This window comes from Sphingomonas sp. GW821-FHT04B01 (assembly GCF_059420425.1).
In genome coordinates this window covers 377,783-391,933 of record NZ_JBWKTR010000001.1, presented here as the reverse complement: position 1 = coordinate 391,933, position 14,151 = coordinate 377,783, and the positions used below count along the sequence as shown (strand labels likewise).

16 protein-coding genes are annotated in these 14,151 nt (G+C 67.7%); 10 read left to right on the top strand and 6 right to left on the bottom strand.

Going from position 1 to position 14,151, the window contains the following annotated elements:
• Positions 1 to 40 precede the first annotated feature (40 nt).
• Genes AC07UH_RS01960 through ribH form a run of 5 tightly spaced genes read left to right on the top strand, consistent with a single transcriptional unit; the run spans position 41 to position 3,595 of the window.
• A complete protein-coding gene (locus tag AC07UH_RS01960) occupies positions 41 to 388 on the top strand; it encodes a hypothetical protein (RefSeq protein WP_038664169.1) in 348 nt (115 codons plus the stop codon).
• Between the two features lie 23 nt (positions 389 to 411).
• A complete protein-coding gene (gene ribD / locus AC07UH_RS01955) occupies positions 412 to 1,443 on the top strand; it encodes a bifunctional diaminohydroxyphosphoribosylaminopyrimidine deaminase/5-amino-6-(5-phosphoribosylamino)uracil reductase RibD (protein ID WP_495179802.1) in 1,032 nt (343 codons plus the stop codon).
• Positions 1,428 to 2,045, top strand: coding sequence for a riboflavin synthase (locus AC07UH_RS01950; protein ID WP_495179513.1), 618 nt, complete (start codon positions 1,428 to 1,430; stop codon positions 2,043 to 2,045). The genes ribD and AC07UH_RS01950 overlap by 16 nt, the downstream gene beginning before the upstream one ends.
• Entirely contained in the window at positions 2,035 to 3,174 is a 1,140-nt protein-coding gene (gene ribB / locus AC07UH_RS01945; RefSeq protein WP_137898407.1) for a 3,4-dihydroxy-2-butanone-4-phosphate synthase, read from the top strand. The genes AC07UH_RS01950 and ribB overlap by 11 nt, the downstream gene beginning before the upstream one ends.
• A 1-nt stretch (position 3,175) precedes the next feature.
• Entirely contained in the window at positions 3,176 to 3,595 is a 420-nt protein-coding gene (ribH, locus tag AC07UH_RS01940; RefSeq protein WP_038664181.1) for a 6,7-dimethyl-8-ribityllumazine synthase, read from the top strand.
• Between the two features lie 362 nt (positions 3,596 to 3,957).
• On the opposite strand, the gene AC07UH_RS01935 is transcribed toward ribH, so the two are convergent.
• From AC07UH_RS01935 to AC07UH_RS01925, 3 genes are all read right to left on the bottom strand, one after another.
• Positions 3,958 to 5,319, bottom strand: a complete 1,362-nt coding sequence (locus AC07UH_RS01935) for an ammonium transporter (RefSeq protein ID WP_495179514.1) — start codon at positions 5,317 to 5,319, stop codon at positions 3,958 to 3,960.
• A 13-nt stretch (positions 5,320 to 5,332) separates the two neighbouring features.
• Positions 5,333 to 5,671 carry a P-II family nitrogen regulator gene (locus AC07UH_RS01930; RefSeq protein WP_137898404.1) on the bottom strand — a complete coding sequence of 113 codons (339 nt, stop codon included), beginning with the start codon at positions 5,669 to 5,671 and terminating at the stop codon, positions 5,333 to 5,335.
• 132 nt (positions 5,672 to 5,803) lie between these two features.
• The gene (locus AC07UH_RS01925; protein ID WP_495179515.1) at positions 5,804 to 6,010 is read right to left on the bottom strand and encodes a putative signal transducing protein; all 207 of its coding nucleotides are present in this window, start codon (positions 6,008 to 6,010) and stop codon (positions 5,804 to 5,806) included.
• Positions 6,011 to 6,083: 73 nt separating this feature from the next.
• Here AC07UH_RS01925 and AC07UH_RS01920 point away from each other — a divergent pair, with 73 nt between their 5' ends.
• A complete protein-coding gene (locus AC07UH_RS01920; RefSeq protein ID WP_495179516.1) occupies positions 6,084 to 6,320 on the top strand; it encodes a type II toxin-antitoxin system CcdA family antitoxin in 237 nt (78 codons plus the stop codon).
• Entirely contained in the window at positions 6,321 to 6,617 is a 297-nt protein-coding gene (locus AC07UH_RS01915; protein WP_495179517.1) for a CcdB family protein, read from the top strand.
• A 9-nt stretch (positions 6,618 to 6,626) separates the two neighbouring features.
• On the opposite strand, the gene tldD is transcribed toward AC07UH_RS01915, so the two are convergent.
• Both tldD and AC07UH_RS01905 read right to left on the bottom strand, forming a co-directional pair.
• The gene (gene tldD / locus AC07UH_RS01910) at positions 6,627 to 8,054 is read right to left on the bottom strand and encodes a metalloprotease TldD (RefSeq protein ID WP_495179518.1); all 1,428 of its coding nucleotides are present in this window, start codon (positions 8,052 to 8,054) and stop codon (positions 6,627 to 6,629) included.
• 18 nt (positions 8,055 to 8,072) lie between these two features.
• On the bottom strand, positions 8,073 to 8,306 hold the full coding sequence (locus AC07UH_RS01905; RefSeq protein WP_038664196.1) for a zinc-finger domain-containing protein: 234 nt from the start codon (positions 8,304 to 8,306) through the stop codon (positions 8,073 to 8,075).
• A gap of 116 nt (positions 8,307 to 8,422) precedes the next feature.
• On the opposite strand from AC07UH_RS01905, the gene AC07UH_RS01900 reads away from it, so the two are divergent.
• The gene (locus AC07UH_RS01900) at positions 8,423 to 9,346 is read left to right on the top strand and encodes an ABC transporter ATP-binding protein (RefSeq protein ID WP_137898402.1); all 924 of its coding nucleotides are present in this window, start codon (positions 8,423 to 8,425) and stop codon (positions 9,344 to 9,346) included.
• Positions 9,343 to 10,935 carry an L-aspartate oxidase gene (nadB, locus tag AC07UH_RS01895; protein ID WP_495179519.1) on the top strand — a complete coding sequence of 531 codons (1,593 nt, stop codon included), beginning with the start codon at positions 9,343 to 9,345 and terminating at the stop codon, positions 10,933 to 10,935. Before AC07UH_RS01900 ends, nadB begins: the two co-directional genes overlap by 4 nt.
• 18 nt (positions 10,936 to 10,953) lie before the next feature.
• On the opposite strand, the gene AC07UH_RS01890 is transcribed toward nadB, so the two are convergent.
• The gene (locus AC07UH_RS01890) at positions 10,954 to 12,738 is read right to left on the bottom strand and encodes a thiamine pyrophosphate-requiring protein (protein ID WP_495179520.1); all 1,785 of its coding nucleotides are present in this window, start codon (positions 12,736 to 12,738) and stop codon (positions 10,954 to 10,956) included.
• Between the two features lie 209 nt (positions 12,739 to 12,947).
• Here AC07UH_RS01890 and AC07UH_RS01885 point away from each other — a divergent pair, with 209 nt between their 5' ends.
• The gene (locus tag AC07UH_RS01885) at positions 12,948 to 14,027 is read left to right on the top strand and encodes a serine hydrolase (RefSeq protein ID WP_495179521.1); all 1,080 of its coding nucleotides are present in this window, start codon (positions 12,948 to 12,950) and stop codon (positions 14,025 to 14,027) included.
• Positions 14,028 to 14,151 lie beyond the last annotated feature (124 nt).

Below are 14,151 nucleotides of genomic sequence, written 5' to 3'. Positions count from 1 at the left end.
GGGGCTGGCCTCGCCGCCCCCCGTCACCTATCTTGCCGCCATGCAGTTCTTCCGCCGCTTCTCGCCGCTCCACGCCTTTCGCGACCTGCGTTTCTTCCTGTCGCAGCGCGAGCCGCGCGATCTCGGCTTTCTGGTGGCGGCGATGGCGGTGACCGGCTTCTTCGTCTACGCCTTCATGCGCAACGACATCCCGCCCGAACCGTATCAGCCCAACATCATCTACTTCAAGAATTACGCCGCCAATCGCACCGATGCGCAGATCAAGGCGCAGCAGGAGATCGACAAGGTCGAGCAGGACCAGCGCATCGCCGCGCAAAAGGCGCGCGAGGAGAAATTGCGCAGCCAGTTCAAGACGGTCGACGACGCGATGTCCAAGTGGGGGCTGTAAGTAGCGGCGACGACGCGCGCTGGATGGGCGCGGCGCTCGCGCTCGCCGAACGGACGCGCGGCCGTACCGCGCCCAATCCCAACGTCGGCTGCATCCTCGTCGCGGACGATCGCGTCGTTGGCCGGGGCTGGACGCAGCCCGGCGGCCGGCCGCATGCCGAAGCGAAGGCGCTCACCGCCGCTGGCGCGGCTGCGCGTGGCGCTACCGCCTATGTGACGCTCGAACCCTGTGCGCATGTCTCGCCGCGTGGTCCCGCCTGCGCCGATCTGCTCGTCGCTGCGGGCATTGCGCGGGTGGTCGTGGCGCTCGGCGATCCCGATCCGCGCACCAACGGCGCGGGCATCGCGCGGCTGCACGACGCGGGGATCGCCGTCACGACCGGAGTACGCGCCGAGGACGCCGCGCGCAGCATGGCCGGCTTTCTGACACGCCGGCGCCTCGCCCGGCCGTTCGTGACGCTCAAGCTCGCCACCTCGCTCGACGGCCGCATCGCATTGCCCGACGGCAGCAGCCGCTGGATCACTGGCGCCGAGGCGCGCGCCCACGCGCATCTCGAACGCAGCCGACACGAGGCGATCCTCGTCGGGCGCGGCACGTGGGAAACGGACGTGCCGAGCCTCGACGTGCGGCTGCCGGGGCTGGAAGAGCGCAGCCCGTTGCGGGTCATCCTGTCGTCTCGCCCTCACCCTTCCGCGCCTGCGGCGCTCCCTCCCTCTCCCGATGGGAGAGGGAAAAGGCGCGCAGCGCCGAAGGGTGAGGGTGAGCGCGAGACGGTCTGGATCGACTCGCCCGCCGCCATCGCCCCCCTCCCCGCCGACCATATCCTCGTCGAGGGCGGCGCGGCGACCGCCGCCGCCTTCCTGCGCGCGGATCTGGTCGACCGCCTGCTGCTCTACCGCGCGCCGATCCTGATCGGCGCGGGCAAGGCGGCGGTCGGCACCCTCGGCATAGCCGATCTTGGCACCACCCATGGTCGCTGGCGGTTGCACGATGCGCGCGACCTTGGCACCGGCCGTCTCGAGGTCTACGAGCGCACCCCATGTTCACCGGCATAGTCAGCGATATCGGCACCATCGAAACGGTCGAGGTCCGCGGCGACACGCGCGTCCGCATCGCCACCGCTTATGATCCCGACACGATCGACCTCGGCGCGTCGATCGCCTGTTCGGGCGTCTGCCTGACCGTCATCGACAAGGGGCACGAGGGGGATCGCGGCTGGTTCGACGTGCAGGCGTCGGGCGAGACGATCGCACGCACTGCGCGGGACCAGTGGACGATAGGCCGCCGCCTCAATCTCGAACGCGCGATGAAGCTTGGCGACGAGCTTGGGGGTCATATCGTCACCGGCCATGTCGACGGCATCGCTGAGGTGCTCGACGTGACGCCGGACGGCGAATCGCATCGCATCGGCTTCGCCGTCCCGGCGGCGCTCGCGCCGTTCATCGCCCCCAAGGGCTCGATCACGATCGACGGCGTCTCGCTGACCGTCAACGGCGTCGAGGACGACGGCGCGACGACCCGCTTCTGGGTCAACCTCATCCCCCATACGCAGGCGGTCACCACGCTCGGCGGCCTCGCCGAGGGGCAGGCGGTCAATATCGAGATCGACGTGCTCGCCCGCTATCTGCAACGCATGGAGCATTATCGTGGCCGCTAAACCCGAGCTGGGGCGTCTGCGTCACGCCTTCCTGTCCTCGCCCGAGGAGATCATCGACGAGGCGCGCAACGGCCGGATGTTCATCCTCGTCGACGACGAGGATCGCGAGAACGAGGGCGATCTCGTCGTCCCCGCGCAGATGGCGACGCCCGAGAAGATCAACTTCATGGCCAAGCACGGCCGCGGCCTGATCTGCCTCGCGCTGACCAAGAAGCGTGTCGACGAGCTCGGCCTGACGCTGATGAGCCGCAACAACGGCACGCGCTACGAAACCGCCTTCACCACCTCGATCGAGGCGCGCGACGGCGTCACCACCGGCATCTCCGCCGCCGACCGGGCGCGCACCATCGCGGTGGCGATCGATTCGTCGAAGGCGCGCGACGAGATCGTCACCCCCGGCCACGTCTTCCCGCTGGTCGCGCGCGACGGCGGCGTGCTGGTGCGCACCGGCCATACCGAGGCGGCGGTCGACGTGTCGCGGCTCGCCGGGCTCAACCCCTCGGGCGTGATCTGCGAGATCATGAACGAGGACGGGACGATGGCCCGGCTCGACGACCTCGTCACCTTCGCGCAATTCCACAACCTCAAGATCGGCACGATCCGCGACCTTATCGCCTATCGCCGCCGCTACGACCATCTCGTCGAGAAGCGCGCCGAGGCGCGTTTCACCAGCGAATGGGGCGGCGAATGGACCGCGCTCACCTTCTGGAACAAGGCGACCGGCACCGAGCAGATCGCGCTGGTCAAGGGTAAGGTCGATCCGGCGAAGCCGACCCTGGTGCGGATGCACGCGCTGTCGCCCTTCGCCGACATCTTCGGCGAGAATGGCGCGCGCGAGGGGCTGCTGCGCCGGTCGATGGAGATCATCGCGGAGGAGGGCGCCGGCGTGATCGTCGTCATCAACCGTCCGCGCGCCGACCAGTTCACCGTCGCGCTCCAGGCCAAGGCCGGGACGCTGCCGGCGGCCGACATGGAGGAATTGCGCGACTATGGCGTCGGCGCGATGATCCTGACCGAGCTCGGCGTCGAGGAAATGGTGCTGCTCACCAACACCCACCACACGTTGGTCGGGCTCGACGGCTATGGCCTGTCGATCGTCGGCGAACGGGCAATCGAGACGGACGACTGACATGGCGCATATCCTCATCGTCGAAGCGCGCTTCTACGACCATCTCAACGACATGCTGCTCGCCGGCGCCCGCGCGGCGATCGAGGCGGCGGGCCATAGCCACGAGACGGTGACCGTGCCGGGCGCGCTCGAAGTGCCCGGTGCTATCGCGCTGGCGGCGGATACCGACCGGTATGACGCGTTCGTCGCGCTGGGCGTCGTGATCCGCGGCGAGACCTATCATTTCGAGATCGTCTCGAACGAAAGCGCGCGCGGCATCATGGCGCTGACGCTCGATGGGCTTGCGATCGGCAACGGCATCCTGACCACCGAAAATGAGGCGCAGGCGATCGCCCGCGCCGACCCCGCCCAGCTCGACAAGGGTGCCGGCGCGGCACAGGCGGCGCTGGCGATGCTCGCGCTGCGCGAGCGGCTGGCGTAATCGCGTAAGGGTTTTGGCGCGCAGAGACGCGGGGACGCAGAGGGGTTTCGCCCGCTGCGGCGGCCACGGCCCCAGCAAAATTCCGCACCGCTCACCCCGCCCCGATATTTTGAGCCTTCGCGCGAACATCGACTCACGCGAAGGCGCGAAGACGCAAAGGTGTCTCCTTCGTGGCGACGCCATGCCCCGATCCGCCGTCATGCGAAGAGCAGGCTGACGCCTGCGCCACCCACACCCCCTTCGCGTCTTCGCGTCTTCGCGCGAACCAAAAAAGACCCGGTACGTCGCCGTACCGGGTCAAGGTCGTCCGCAGGAGGAACATCGTGGGGGGCGGAGGTCTCGTGCCCCCGCCCCCGATAGGATCAATTATAGGCGCGCTCGCCGTGCTCGCCGAGGTCGAGGCCTTCCTGCTCGACTTCGGGAGCGACACGCAGGCCTGTGATCGCCTTGGCGACGAGGATCGCGATGACGGTGCCGATCGATGCCCAGACGACGGTGGTGACCACCGCCTCGATCTGGACGAGCAGCTTGGCGCCCATCGCATAATCCGCCGCACCCGGCCCGCCGAGCGACGGCGCATAGACGATGCCGGTGCCGATTGCGCCGATCATGCCGCCGACGCCGTGCACGCCGAAGGCGTCGAGCGCGTCGTCATAGCCGAGCTTGGGCTTGAGCACCGAGACCGCGAAGAAGCAGACCACCGAGGCGACGGCACCGAGCAATATCGCGCCGAACGGCCCCGAATTGCCCGCCGCCGGCGTGACGGCGACCAGTCCGGCGATGATGCCCGAACAGAAGCCCAGCGCCGACCCCTTGTGACCGCGCGCCCGCTCGACCAGCATCCAGAACAGCCCGCCCGAAGCGGTGGCGACGAACGTGTTGAGCATCGCCAGCCCCGCCGAACCATTGGCCTCCAGCGCCGAACCGGCGTTGAAGCCGAACCAGCCGACCCAAAGCAGGCCGGTGCCGACCCCGGTCAACGTCAGCGAATGCGGCGGCATCGGCGTGGTGGGATAGCCCATCCGCTTGCCGAGCATGATCGAGGCGACCAGCGCCGAGACGCCGGCGTTGATGTGGACGACGGTGCCGCCGGCAAAATCCAGCGCGCCCGCCTTGAAGAACACGCCCGACGAGGCCCAGACCATGTGCGCGATCGGGAAATAGACGATCGTCAGCCACACCGCGGCGAACACCATCACCGCACTGAACTTCATCCGCTCGACCACCGATCCCAGCACCAGCGCGACGGTGATCGCCGCGAAAGTCATCTGGAAGCAGATGAAGACATATTCGGGGATCTCGACGCCGGCGGTGAAGGTCGCCGCCTGCGACGAGGCGGTGACGCCCTTGAGGAACGCCTTGTCAAGGCTGCCGATCACGTTCGACAGGCCGCCGGTGACGTCGGGGCCGAAGGCGAGGCTGTAGCCGTACATCACCCACAGCAGCATCGCGAGGCAGGCGACCGCGCCGATCTGCGTCATCGTCGACAGCATGTTCTTGGAGCGGGTCAGACCGCCGTAGAACAGCGCGAGGCCGGGCAGGATCATCATCATGACGAGAACCGTCGAGGTCATCATCCAGGCGGTGTCGCCCTTGTTCACCGTCGCGGCCGGTGCGGCGGCGGCGGGCGCCTGCAAGGCGGCGTCCTGCGCCCAGGCGGGCAGCGCGGCGAACGCGAGGGCGGCAAGCCCCGCGGTGCCGGCGATCTTCAATCCGTGCTTCATCCTGTTACCCCCCTCAGAGCGCCGAATCGTCGGTTTCGCCGGTGCGGATGCGCACCGCCTGACCGACATCGAGCACGAAGATCTTGCCGTCGCCGATCGCGCCGGTGTTCGCCGACGCCTGCACCGCCTCGACGACGCGGTCGGCGAGATCGCCCGGACAGACCACCTCGATCTTGATCTTGGGCACCATGTTGGTGCTGTATTCGGCGCCGCGGTAGATTTCGGTCTGGCCCTTCTGACGGCCGAACCCCTTGACCTCGGTAACCGTCATTCCCGCCACCCCCAACGTGGTGAGCGCTTCCCTCACCTCGTCGAGCTTGAACGGCTTGATGATCGCAATGACCAGCTTCATCCCTGCCCCCTCGATTGTCCGAGGGGCACGTCGCAATCATCGTGCCAATCGCTGAAAGGGAGATATAGGCGCGCTTTGTGACGCGTCGTGGGGTTTGCCCGTTAGATAATTGTGCAGATGCGAGAGACTGCCTTAAAATTGGGCAGCATCGACGATCGCTTTGGCGGCATCGACATCTTCGTCATCGACCATCACCCGTACCGGGATCAGCAGATAGCTGCCGTCGGCGATGCTCGCCCCGCCGTCGAAGGCGATCGCATCGATCCCCTCGGAGTCGAGCCGCCCGACGATGATATTGGCGAGGTTGCGTTCGTAGCGACCCAGTTCGACGAGGCTCATCGGCTTCCTTGCATCGTTCGCATCAGCGCGGGCGAGCGTTGACCCGCATCACCATCAGACATATCATTCGGCCATGGCAAGCACACTCGACCTGCCGTCGAAAAGCACGCGCCAGATGACCGAATCGGAGGTCCGTGCCGAGGCAAAGCGCTTCGACGTCGCTCACGACGCCGATCTCGAAGTCATGCGCGATGCTCTGAAGCGCGAGCTCGATCGTCGGTGGAAAGAGGGGAATCGCGAAGCCATCGATGGGTGGAACCGCTGGATAGAAAAGAACGGTCTGCCGCTCGAGAGATATCGCTGCTGGTGAATGGCGCAGTTTGACGTCCATATCCTCCCGGACGGAACGATGGTCATCAACCTTCAATCGGATCTGCTGTCTGGCTATCCAACGACCCTTGTCGCGCCACTCCTCCCGGAGGATGAATTACCCGTCGGGCGCTCGCGTATGCATCCGATGTTCCAGATCGACGGCCAAAGACTATTGCTCGCGCCACAACTGGTGTCCGCCGTACCATCCCGTTCGCTCGGGCGGGTGAAAGCATCGCTCGGCGAGCACGACTATGTCATCAAAGGCGCTCTCGATATGGTACTCAGCGGCTATTGAAACGGACGGTCAGGTCGCGGTCCCGCCCACCGTCAGCCCGTCGACGAGCAGCGTCGGCTGACCGACGCCGGCCGGCACGCTCTGCCCGCCCTTGCCGCAGACGCCGATCCCTTCGTCGAGCGCGAAGTCGTTGCCGATCCCGGCAACCTTGGTCAGCACCGTCGGGCCGTCGCCGATCAGCGTCGCGCCCTTGATCGGCGCGCCGATCCGGCCGTTCTCAATCAGATACGCCTCGGTGCAGGAAAACACGAACTTGCCCGAGACGATATCGACCTGTCCGCCGCCGAAGCTCTTGGCGAAGATGCCGCGCTTCACCCGGCTCAGCAGCTCGGCGGGATCGTCGGTGCCGCCCTTCATGAAAGTGTTGGTCATCCGCGGCATCGGCGCATGCGCGAAGCTCTCGCGGCGGCCGTTGCCGGTCGGCGCGACACCCATCAGCCGCGCGTTGAGCCGGTCCTGCATATAGCCCTTGAGGATGCCGTCCTCGATCAGCACCGTCTCCGACGTCGGCGTGCCCTCGTCGTCGATCGACAGCGAGCCGCGTCGGTCGGGAAGCGAGCCGTCGTCGACCACGGTGACGCCCGGCGCTGCGACGCGCTCGCCGATCCGCCCCGAGAAGGCGCTGGTGCCCTTGCGATTGAAGTCGCCTTCAAGGCCATGGCCGATCGCCTCGTGCAACACGATCCCCGGCCAGCCCGGCCCGAGCAGCACGGTCATCTCGCCCGCCGGCGCCGCCACCGAGTCGAGATTGACGAGCGCATGCGCCAGCGCCTCATCGATGCCGCGGTTCCACACCGTCGCGTCGAACAATCGATCGTAGAGATAGCGCCCGCCGATGCCGAACGTGCCGGTCTCGCGGCGGCCGTTCTGTTCGACGACGATCTGGATGTTGAGCCGCACGAGCGGTCGCACGTCGGTGGCGACGAAGCCGTCGGGGCGGACGATCTCGACCACGCTCCACGTGCCGGACAGGCCGACCGAGACCTGCGCGACGCGCGGATCGCGCGCCCGCGCCGCGGCGTCGATCGTCTGGCACAGGTTCACCTTGTCGGCGAACGGCACCAGGTCCAGCGGATCGGCGTCGGTATAGAGGTGGCGGTTGTTGCCCTGCGGCGGCGGCGCCTTGGCGCTCGTCGTCGGATCGATCAGCGCCATCGTCTCGCCGGCGCGGCGGATCGCTGCCTCCGACAGTTCGTTGGCGTGCGCGAAGGCGGTCATTTCGCCCGACACCGCGCGCAGGCCGAAACCGGCGTTGGTGTCGTAGCTTGCCGTCTTCAGCCGGCCGTCGTCGAAGCCGAACGCCTCGGCCTTGCGATATTGCAGGAACAGCTCGCCATCATCGGCCCGGCCGAGCGCATCCGCGGTCAGGCGGAGCGCGGCGTCAGGCGACAGAGTGTCGCGGTAGAGGAACGAGCGGGGATCGGCGGCTACAGTCATGCCCCCGATATAGGGGCGTTAAACGCTGGCGCCATCCGGATGATCGGGCAATTTCGACTGGTCGGCGCCGTCGGCGGGTCCGCCGATCAGCACGAAGCGCCGATCGCAATAGCCGCAATCGACATAGCCCTCGTCGTCGATCTGCAGGAAGACGCGCGGATGGCCGAGCGCGGCGCCACCCGGAATATCGGTAGCGCCGTCACAGGCGACACGGCGTTGCGAGACGCGGATGGTTTCGGGCGGCGGGATCATGCGGAGGCGGATAGCAAGACGCGCGAGCCGCTTCAATCCTCCCGACGCGGGGAGGGGGACCGCCGCGGCGGGGAGGAATGGGTTGCACCCCATCACGATCCGCGTATTCCGCCTGCATGACCGAGGCCGCGATCCGCATCCAGAACCTCTGCAAGACCTATCAGGGCGGCAAGCGCGCGCTCGACGGGGTCAGTTTCGATGTGCCGCGGGGGCAGATCTTCGGCCTGCTCGGCCCCAATGGCGCGGGCAAGTCGACGCTGATCAACATCCTCGCGGGGCTGGTCAACAAGACCGAGGGCAGCGCCGAGATCTGGGGCTTCGACATCGACGCGCAGCCGCGCAACGCCAAGGCGTCGATCGGCATCGTCAATCAGGAGATCCTGTTCGACCCCTTCTTCACGCCGATCGAGACGCTGGAGATCCAGGCGGGCCTGTACGGCGTCCCCAAGGGCCAGCGGCGCAGCATGGAATTGCTGCGCGCGGTGCATCTGGAGGACAAGGCGAAGGCTTATGCCCGCACCTTGTCGGGCGGCATGAAGCGGCGGCTGATGGTCGCCAAGGCGATGGTCCATTCGCCGCCGGTGCTGGTGCTCGACGAGCCGACCGCGGGCGTCGACATCGAATTGCGCCAGCAGCTCTGGGCCTATGTCCGCCAGTTGAACGACGCCGGCGTCACCGTGGTGCTGACCACGCACTACCTCGAGGAGGCCGAGGAATTGTGCGACCGGATCGCGATCATCAATCACGGCCGGCTGATCGCCAACGAACCGACCCGGGAGCTGGTCGGCAAGGCGCAGGAAAAGGTGGTGGCGGTCACCGTCGACCGCGACGTCGCGACGCTGCCGGTCAACGCCTGTTTCGGCAAGATCGTGCTGAAGGGCGCGCGGACGCTGGAGATCACCTATGCCAAGGACCGGGTCAACGCCGGCGAGGTGCTCGCCGCGGTCCAGCACGACGGCTTCGGCATCGTCGACGTCTCGACCAAGGAGCCCGATCTGGAGGACGTGTTCCTCAGCCTGACGCGCGCCAGCAACGCGTGACCGAAGCGACCCGCAACAGCGACGTCCTCATCGTCGGCTCGGGCGCCGCGGGGCTCACCGCGGCGCTCAATCTCGCGGAACGGTTCAGGGTCACTGTGCTCGCCAAGGGCGCGCTCAACGAAGGGTCGACCGCCTGGGCGCAGGGCGGGATCGCCGCGGTGCTCGAACCCGGCGATACGTTCGACAATCACGTCGAGGATACGATGGTCGCCGGGGCCGGCCTCAACGACCGCGATATTGTCGAATTCGTCGTCGAGGGCGCCCCCGCCGCGATCGAGCGACTGACGCAGCTCGGCGTCCCCTTCGCCACCGAAGGAAATACGCTCCATCTCACCCGCGAGGGCGGCCACAGCCATCGCCGCATCGTCCATGTCGCGGACGCGACTGGCTGGGCGGTGCAGGAGGCGCTGCAACGCGCCGCCGAGGCGCATCCCAATATCACGCTCGTTCCCGATCAGGTCGCGATCGACCTCGCCACCAGCCGCCACGAGCAGCGCTATTCGGGCGCCGGCAACGTCTGGGGCGTCTATGCGGTGGATCGCGGCACCGGCCGCGTCACGCTCTACACCGCAAAGGCGACGGTGCTCGCCACCGGTGGCGCGGGGCGCACCTATCTCTTCTCCACCGCGCCGCGCGGCGCGACCGGCGACGGCATCGCGATGGCATGGCGGGCGGGTGCGCGCGTCTCCAATATGGAGATGATGCAATTCCACCCGACCTGCCTCTACCATCTTGAGGCCAAGAACTTCCTGATCACCGAGGCGGTGCGCGGCGAGGGCGGGCGGCTGATTAACCCGACCACCGGCAAGCGCTTCATGTCCTACTATGATGCCGAGCGGATGGAGCTGGCGCCGCGCGACGTGGTCGCGCGCGCGATCGACGCCGAGATCAAGCGCTACGGCCTCGATTACGTCCATCTCGACATCAGCCACCAGCCCGCCGATTTCGTCCGCGGCCATTTTCCCAACATCTATGAGAAGTTACGCGGCCTCGGCATCGACATGACGACGCAGCCGATCCCGGTGGTGCCGGCGCAGCATTACACCTGCGGCGGCATCGTCATCGACCGCGACGGCCGCACCGATCTGCCCGGCCTCTATGCCGCGGGCGAGTGCACCGAGAGCGGGCTGCACGGCGCCAACCGGCTCGCCTCGAACAGCCTGCTCGAATGTTTCGTGTTCGGCGAGGCCTGCGCCGACCATATCGCCGCGCATTGGGACGGGCTGCCGCCGGTGCCGGTGATCCGCCCATGGGACGAGAGCCGCGTCGCCGATTCGGACGAGGAGGTGGTGATCAAGCAGAACTGGACCGAGATCCGCCGCTTCATGTGGAATTACGTCGGCATCGTCCGCACCACCAAGCGGCTCGAACGCGCGCAGCACCGCATCCAGATGCTGACCGAGGAGGTGGCGGATTATTACGGCCATTTCCGCGTCACCCCAGATCTGATCGAGCTGCGCAACCTGTTGCAGACCGCCGCGCTGATCGTCCGCTCGGCGCTGCACCGGCACGAGAGCCGCGGACTGCATTATACGCTCGACTATCCCGAGACGCTGCCGGAGGCGGTCGATACGGTGCTGGTCCCGTAAGGGAAGCGATCGCCGCCCTCAGCCGGTCACCTCCTTGAACAATTGCCGTGCCGTCTCGGCGATCACCCGGCCGGCGCCGCGGTCGCCCTTGGCCATCGACGACATGAATGCCTTGGCCTGCGCCAACGTCAGATGCGGCGGCAGCGGCGCGACCTCGGGATCGGTCTTCACCTCGAGGATCACCGGCCGGTCGGAGGCCAGCGCCGCCGCCCAGGCCCCCGCCAGATCCTCGGGTCGCTCGACGAAGATGCCCTTCAGCCCGATCAGCTCGGCGAAGCGCGCATAGGGCACGTCGGGCAGGTCCTGCGTCGTCGGGAAGCGCGGATTGCCCTCCATCACGCGCTGCTCCCACGTGACCTCGTTGAGGTCCTCGTTGTTGAACACGCAGACGATGAAACGCGGATCGGCCCAGCGCTGCCAATATTTCTGGACGGTGATCATCTCGGCGAGATTGTTCATCTGCATCGCCCCGTCGCCGACCAGCGCCACCACCGGCCGCTCGGGATGCGCGAACTTCGCCGCGATTGCATAGGGCACCGCCGCACCCATCGACGCGAGCCCGCCGGACAGCGACGCACGCTGTCCCTGCTTCAGCTTGAAGTCGCGCGCATACCAGTTGCAGCACGATCCGCTGTCCGAGGTGACGATCGCATTCGCGGGCAGCTGCGGTGACATCTCCCACACCACGCGCTGCGGGTTGACCGGTTTGGCCTCGGCCATCGCACGCGCTTCCAGCGTCTGCCACCAGTCGACGACGCCCGCCTCGATCGTCTCGCGCCAGCTACGGTCGGGCTTGGCGTGGAGCAGCGGGATCAGCGCCTCCAGCGTCTCGCGCGCGCCGCCGTGCAGATTGACCTCGGTCGGATAGCGCAGCCCGAGCATGCCGGCGTCGACGTCGATCTGCACCGCGCGGACCTTGCCGTCGGGCGGCAGGAACTCCGCCCAGGGAAAGCCGGTGCCGATCATCAGCAGCGTGTCGGCGCCCTGCATCATGTCCCATGACGGCTTGGTGCCGAGAAGGCCGATCGCGCCGGTGACGAAGGGCAGTTCGTCGGACAGCACGTCCTTGCCGAGCAGCGCCTTGGCGACACCCGCGCCGAGCAGGTCGGCGACACGCACCACCGCCTCGGCACCGTCGCGCGCGCCGGCACCGATCAGGATCGCGACCTTCTCGCCGGCATTGAGCACCTCCGCGGCGCGGGCGAGGTCGCGCGGCTGCGGCACGATCAGCGGCCGGCTGTAGCCGACTCCCGAACGGGTGAAGCCGTGCTTGACCTTGGGGTCCTCATAGGGTTCGTCCTGCACGTCCTTGGGCAGCACGATCACGCCGACGCCATTGCCCGCCACCGCGATGCGGATCGAGCGGTCGGTGACGTGGCGGACCTGCGCCGGCGCGGTCGCCTCCTGCACGTAATCGGCGACGTCGGCGAAGATGCGGTCGAGGTTGAGCTCCTGCTGGTAGCTCGCGCCGCGCACCGTCGTCTCGGCCTGGCCGGCGATCGCCAGCACCGGCGCATGATCGAGCTTGGCGTCGTACAGGCCAGTGAGCAGATGCGTCGCGCCGGGGCCGCCGGTGGACAGGCAAACGCCAAGCTCGCCGGTGAACTTGGCATGCGCGCTCGCCATGAACGCAGCCATTTCCTCGTGGCGGACCTGGATGAACTCGATGCCCTCGCCCGCCTTCTCCGCGCGTTGCAGCGCGCCGAGAACGCCGTTGATGCCGTCGCCCGAATAGCCGTAGATGCGGGTCACGCCCCAGGCTTTCAGCCGGTCCACGAAAAAGTCGCTGGTCATCTGTGCCATGGCGGTCGTCCTGATTGCCCGATTGCGGCAGTAACGGACGGGCCGCGGCAATGGTGCCCCGCGTTTCGCCGTACCGGTGCCGCGGTTCGTCGCAGCCGACCCGATCGCCGGTTCCTCCGCCCCGTTCCTCCGATAAGGATTGTCGCCTTGCCAGCTGAGGCCCCTATTCCCGTATGATAGCGTATGGCCGTCCGGCCCGATCGATCCTGATGATCGCCAGTTGCGCCGCCCTCGCCGGCTGCGGCTCGACCTCGCGGCCGATCGGCAGCGGCCCCGCCCCCGCCGAGACGCCGGCGCTCGCGGTGTCGATTCCGATCCCCGCCGCCGCACCGCCGCCGCGCCGGGTGGCACCGGCACAGCTGACCAGCGCGATCGACGCGCTCGCGCGCAATTTCGACGGCAAGTTCGGCATCGCGATCCGCGCCGTCGACGCGGGCTGGACGGTGACCTCGCCGGGGGCGCGGACGCGCCTGCCGCAGCAGTCGGTAAGCAAATTGTGGGTTGCGATGACGCTGATGGACCTGCGCGACCAGGGCAAGGCGCGGCTCGACGATCCCGTCGTCGTCCGGCCCGAGGATTTGACGCTGTTCCACCAGCCGATCGCGATGCTGGTCAAGGGCGACGGCTATCACACCACCGTCGGCGAACTGCTCACCCGTGCGCTGACGCACAGCGACAATACCGCCAACGACCGCTTGCTCACCTATGTCGGCGGTCCCGCCGCGGTGCGTGCGATGATCGAGCGCAAACAATTGGGCGACATCCGCTTCGGCCCCGGCGAGCGCCTGCTCCAGTCGAGGACCGCGGGGCTGACGTGGAACCAGTCGATGGCGGTCGGCGGCGGCTTCGAGGCGGCACGTTCGCGCCTGTCGCCGGAGGCGCGCACCGCGGCGCTCGACGCTTATGTCAACGATCCGCCGGACGGCGCGGCACCACTCGCGATCGCCGACGCGCTGTCGCGGCTGGCGCGTGGCGAGCTGTTCACCGAGACCTCGACGCGCATCCTGCTCGATACGATGGGCGCCTCGGTCACCGGCCGCGCCCGGCTGCGCGCCGCTTTGCCCGCCGGCTGGCAGATCGCGCACAAGACCGGCACCGGGCAGGATCTCGGCGGCCGCAATGCCGGCTTCAACGACGTCGGCCTGCTCACCGCGCCGGACGGACGCCGCTATGCGATCGCGGTGATGATCGGCGATTCGCGACGGCCGATCCGCGAACGGCAGCAGCTGATCCAGTCGGTCGCGGCGGCGGTGGCGAATTATGCGGGGGGCGGGGCGACGGGAGCCTGACCCCTATCGTCATCCCGGCGAACGTCGGGATGATTAAGGCCCTGTTACCCCAAAGCCACACTCCGCCAAACCCGGCGTCCATTCCAAGCAGAGGTTGGTGCCGCCCGGCCGATCGGGTAAACGC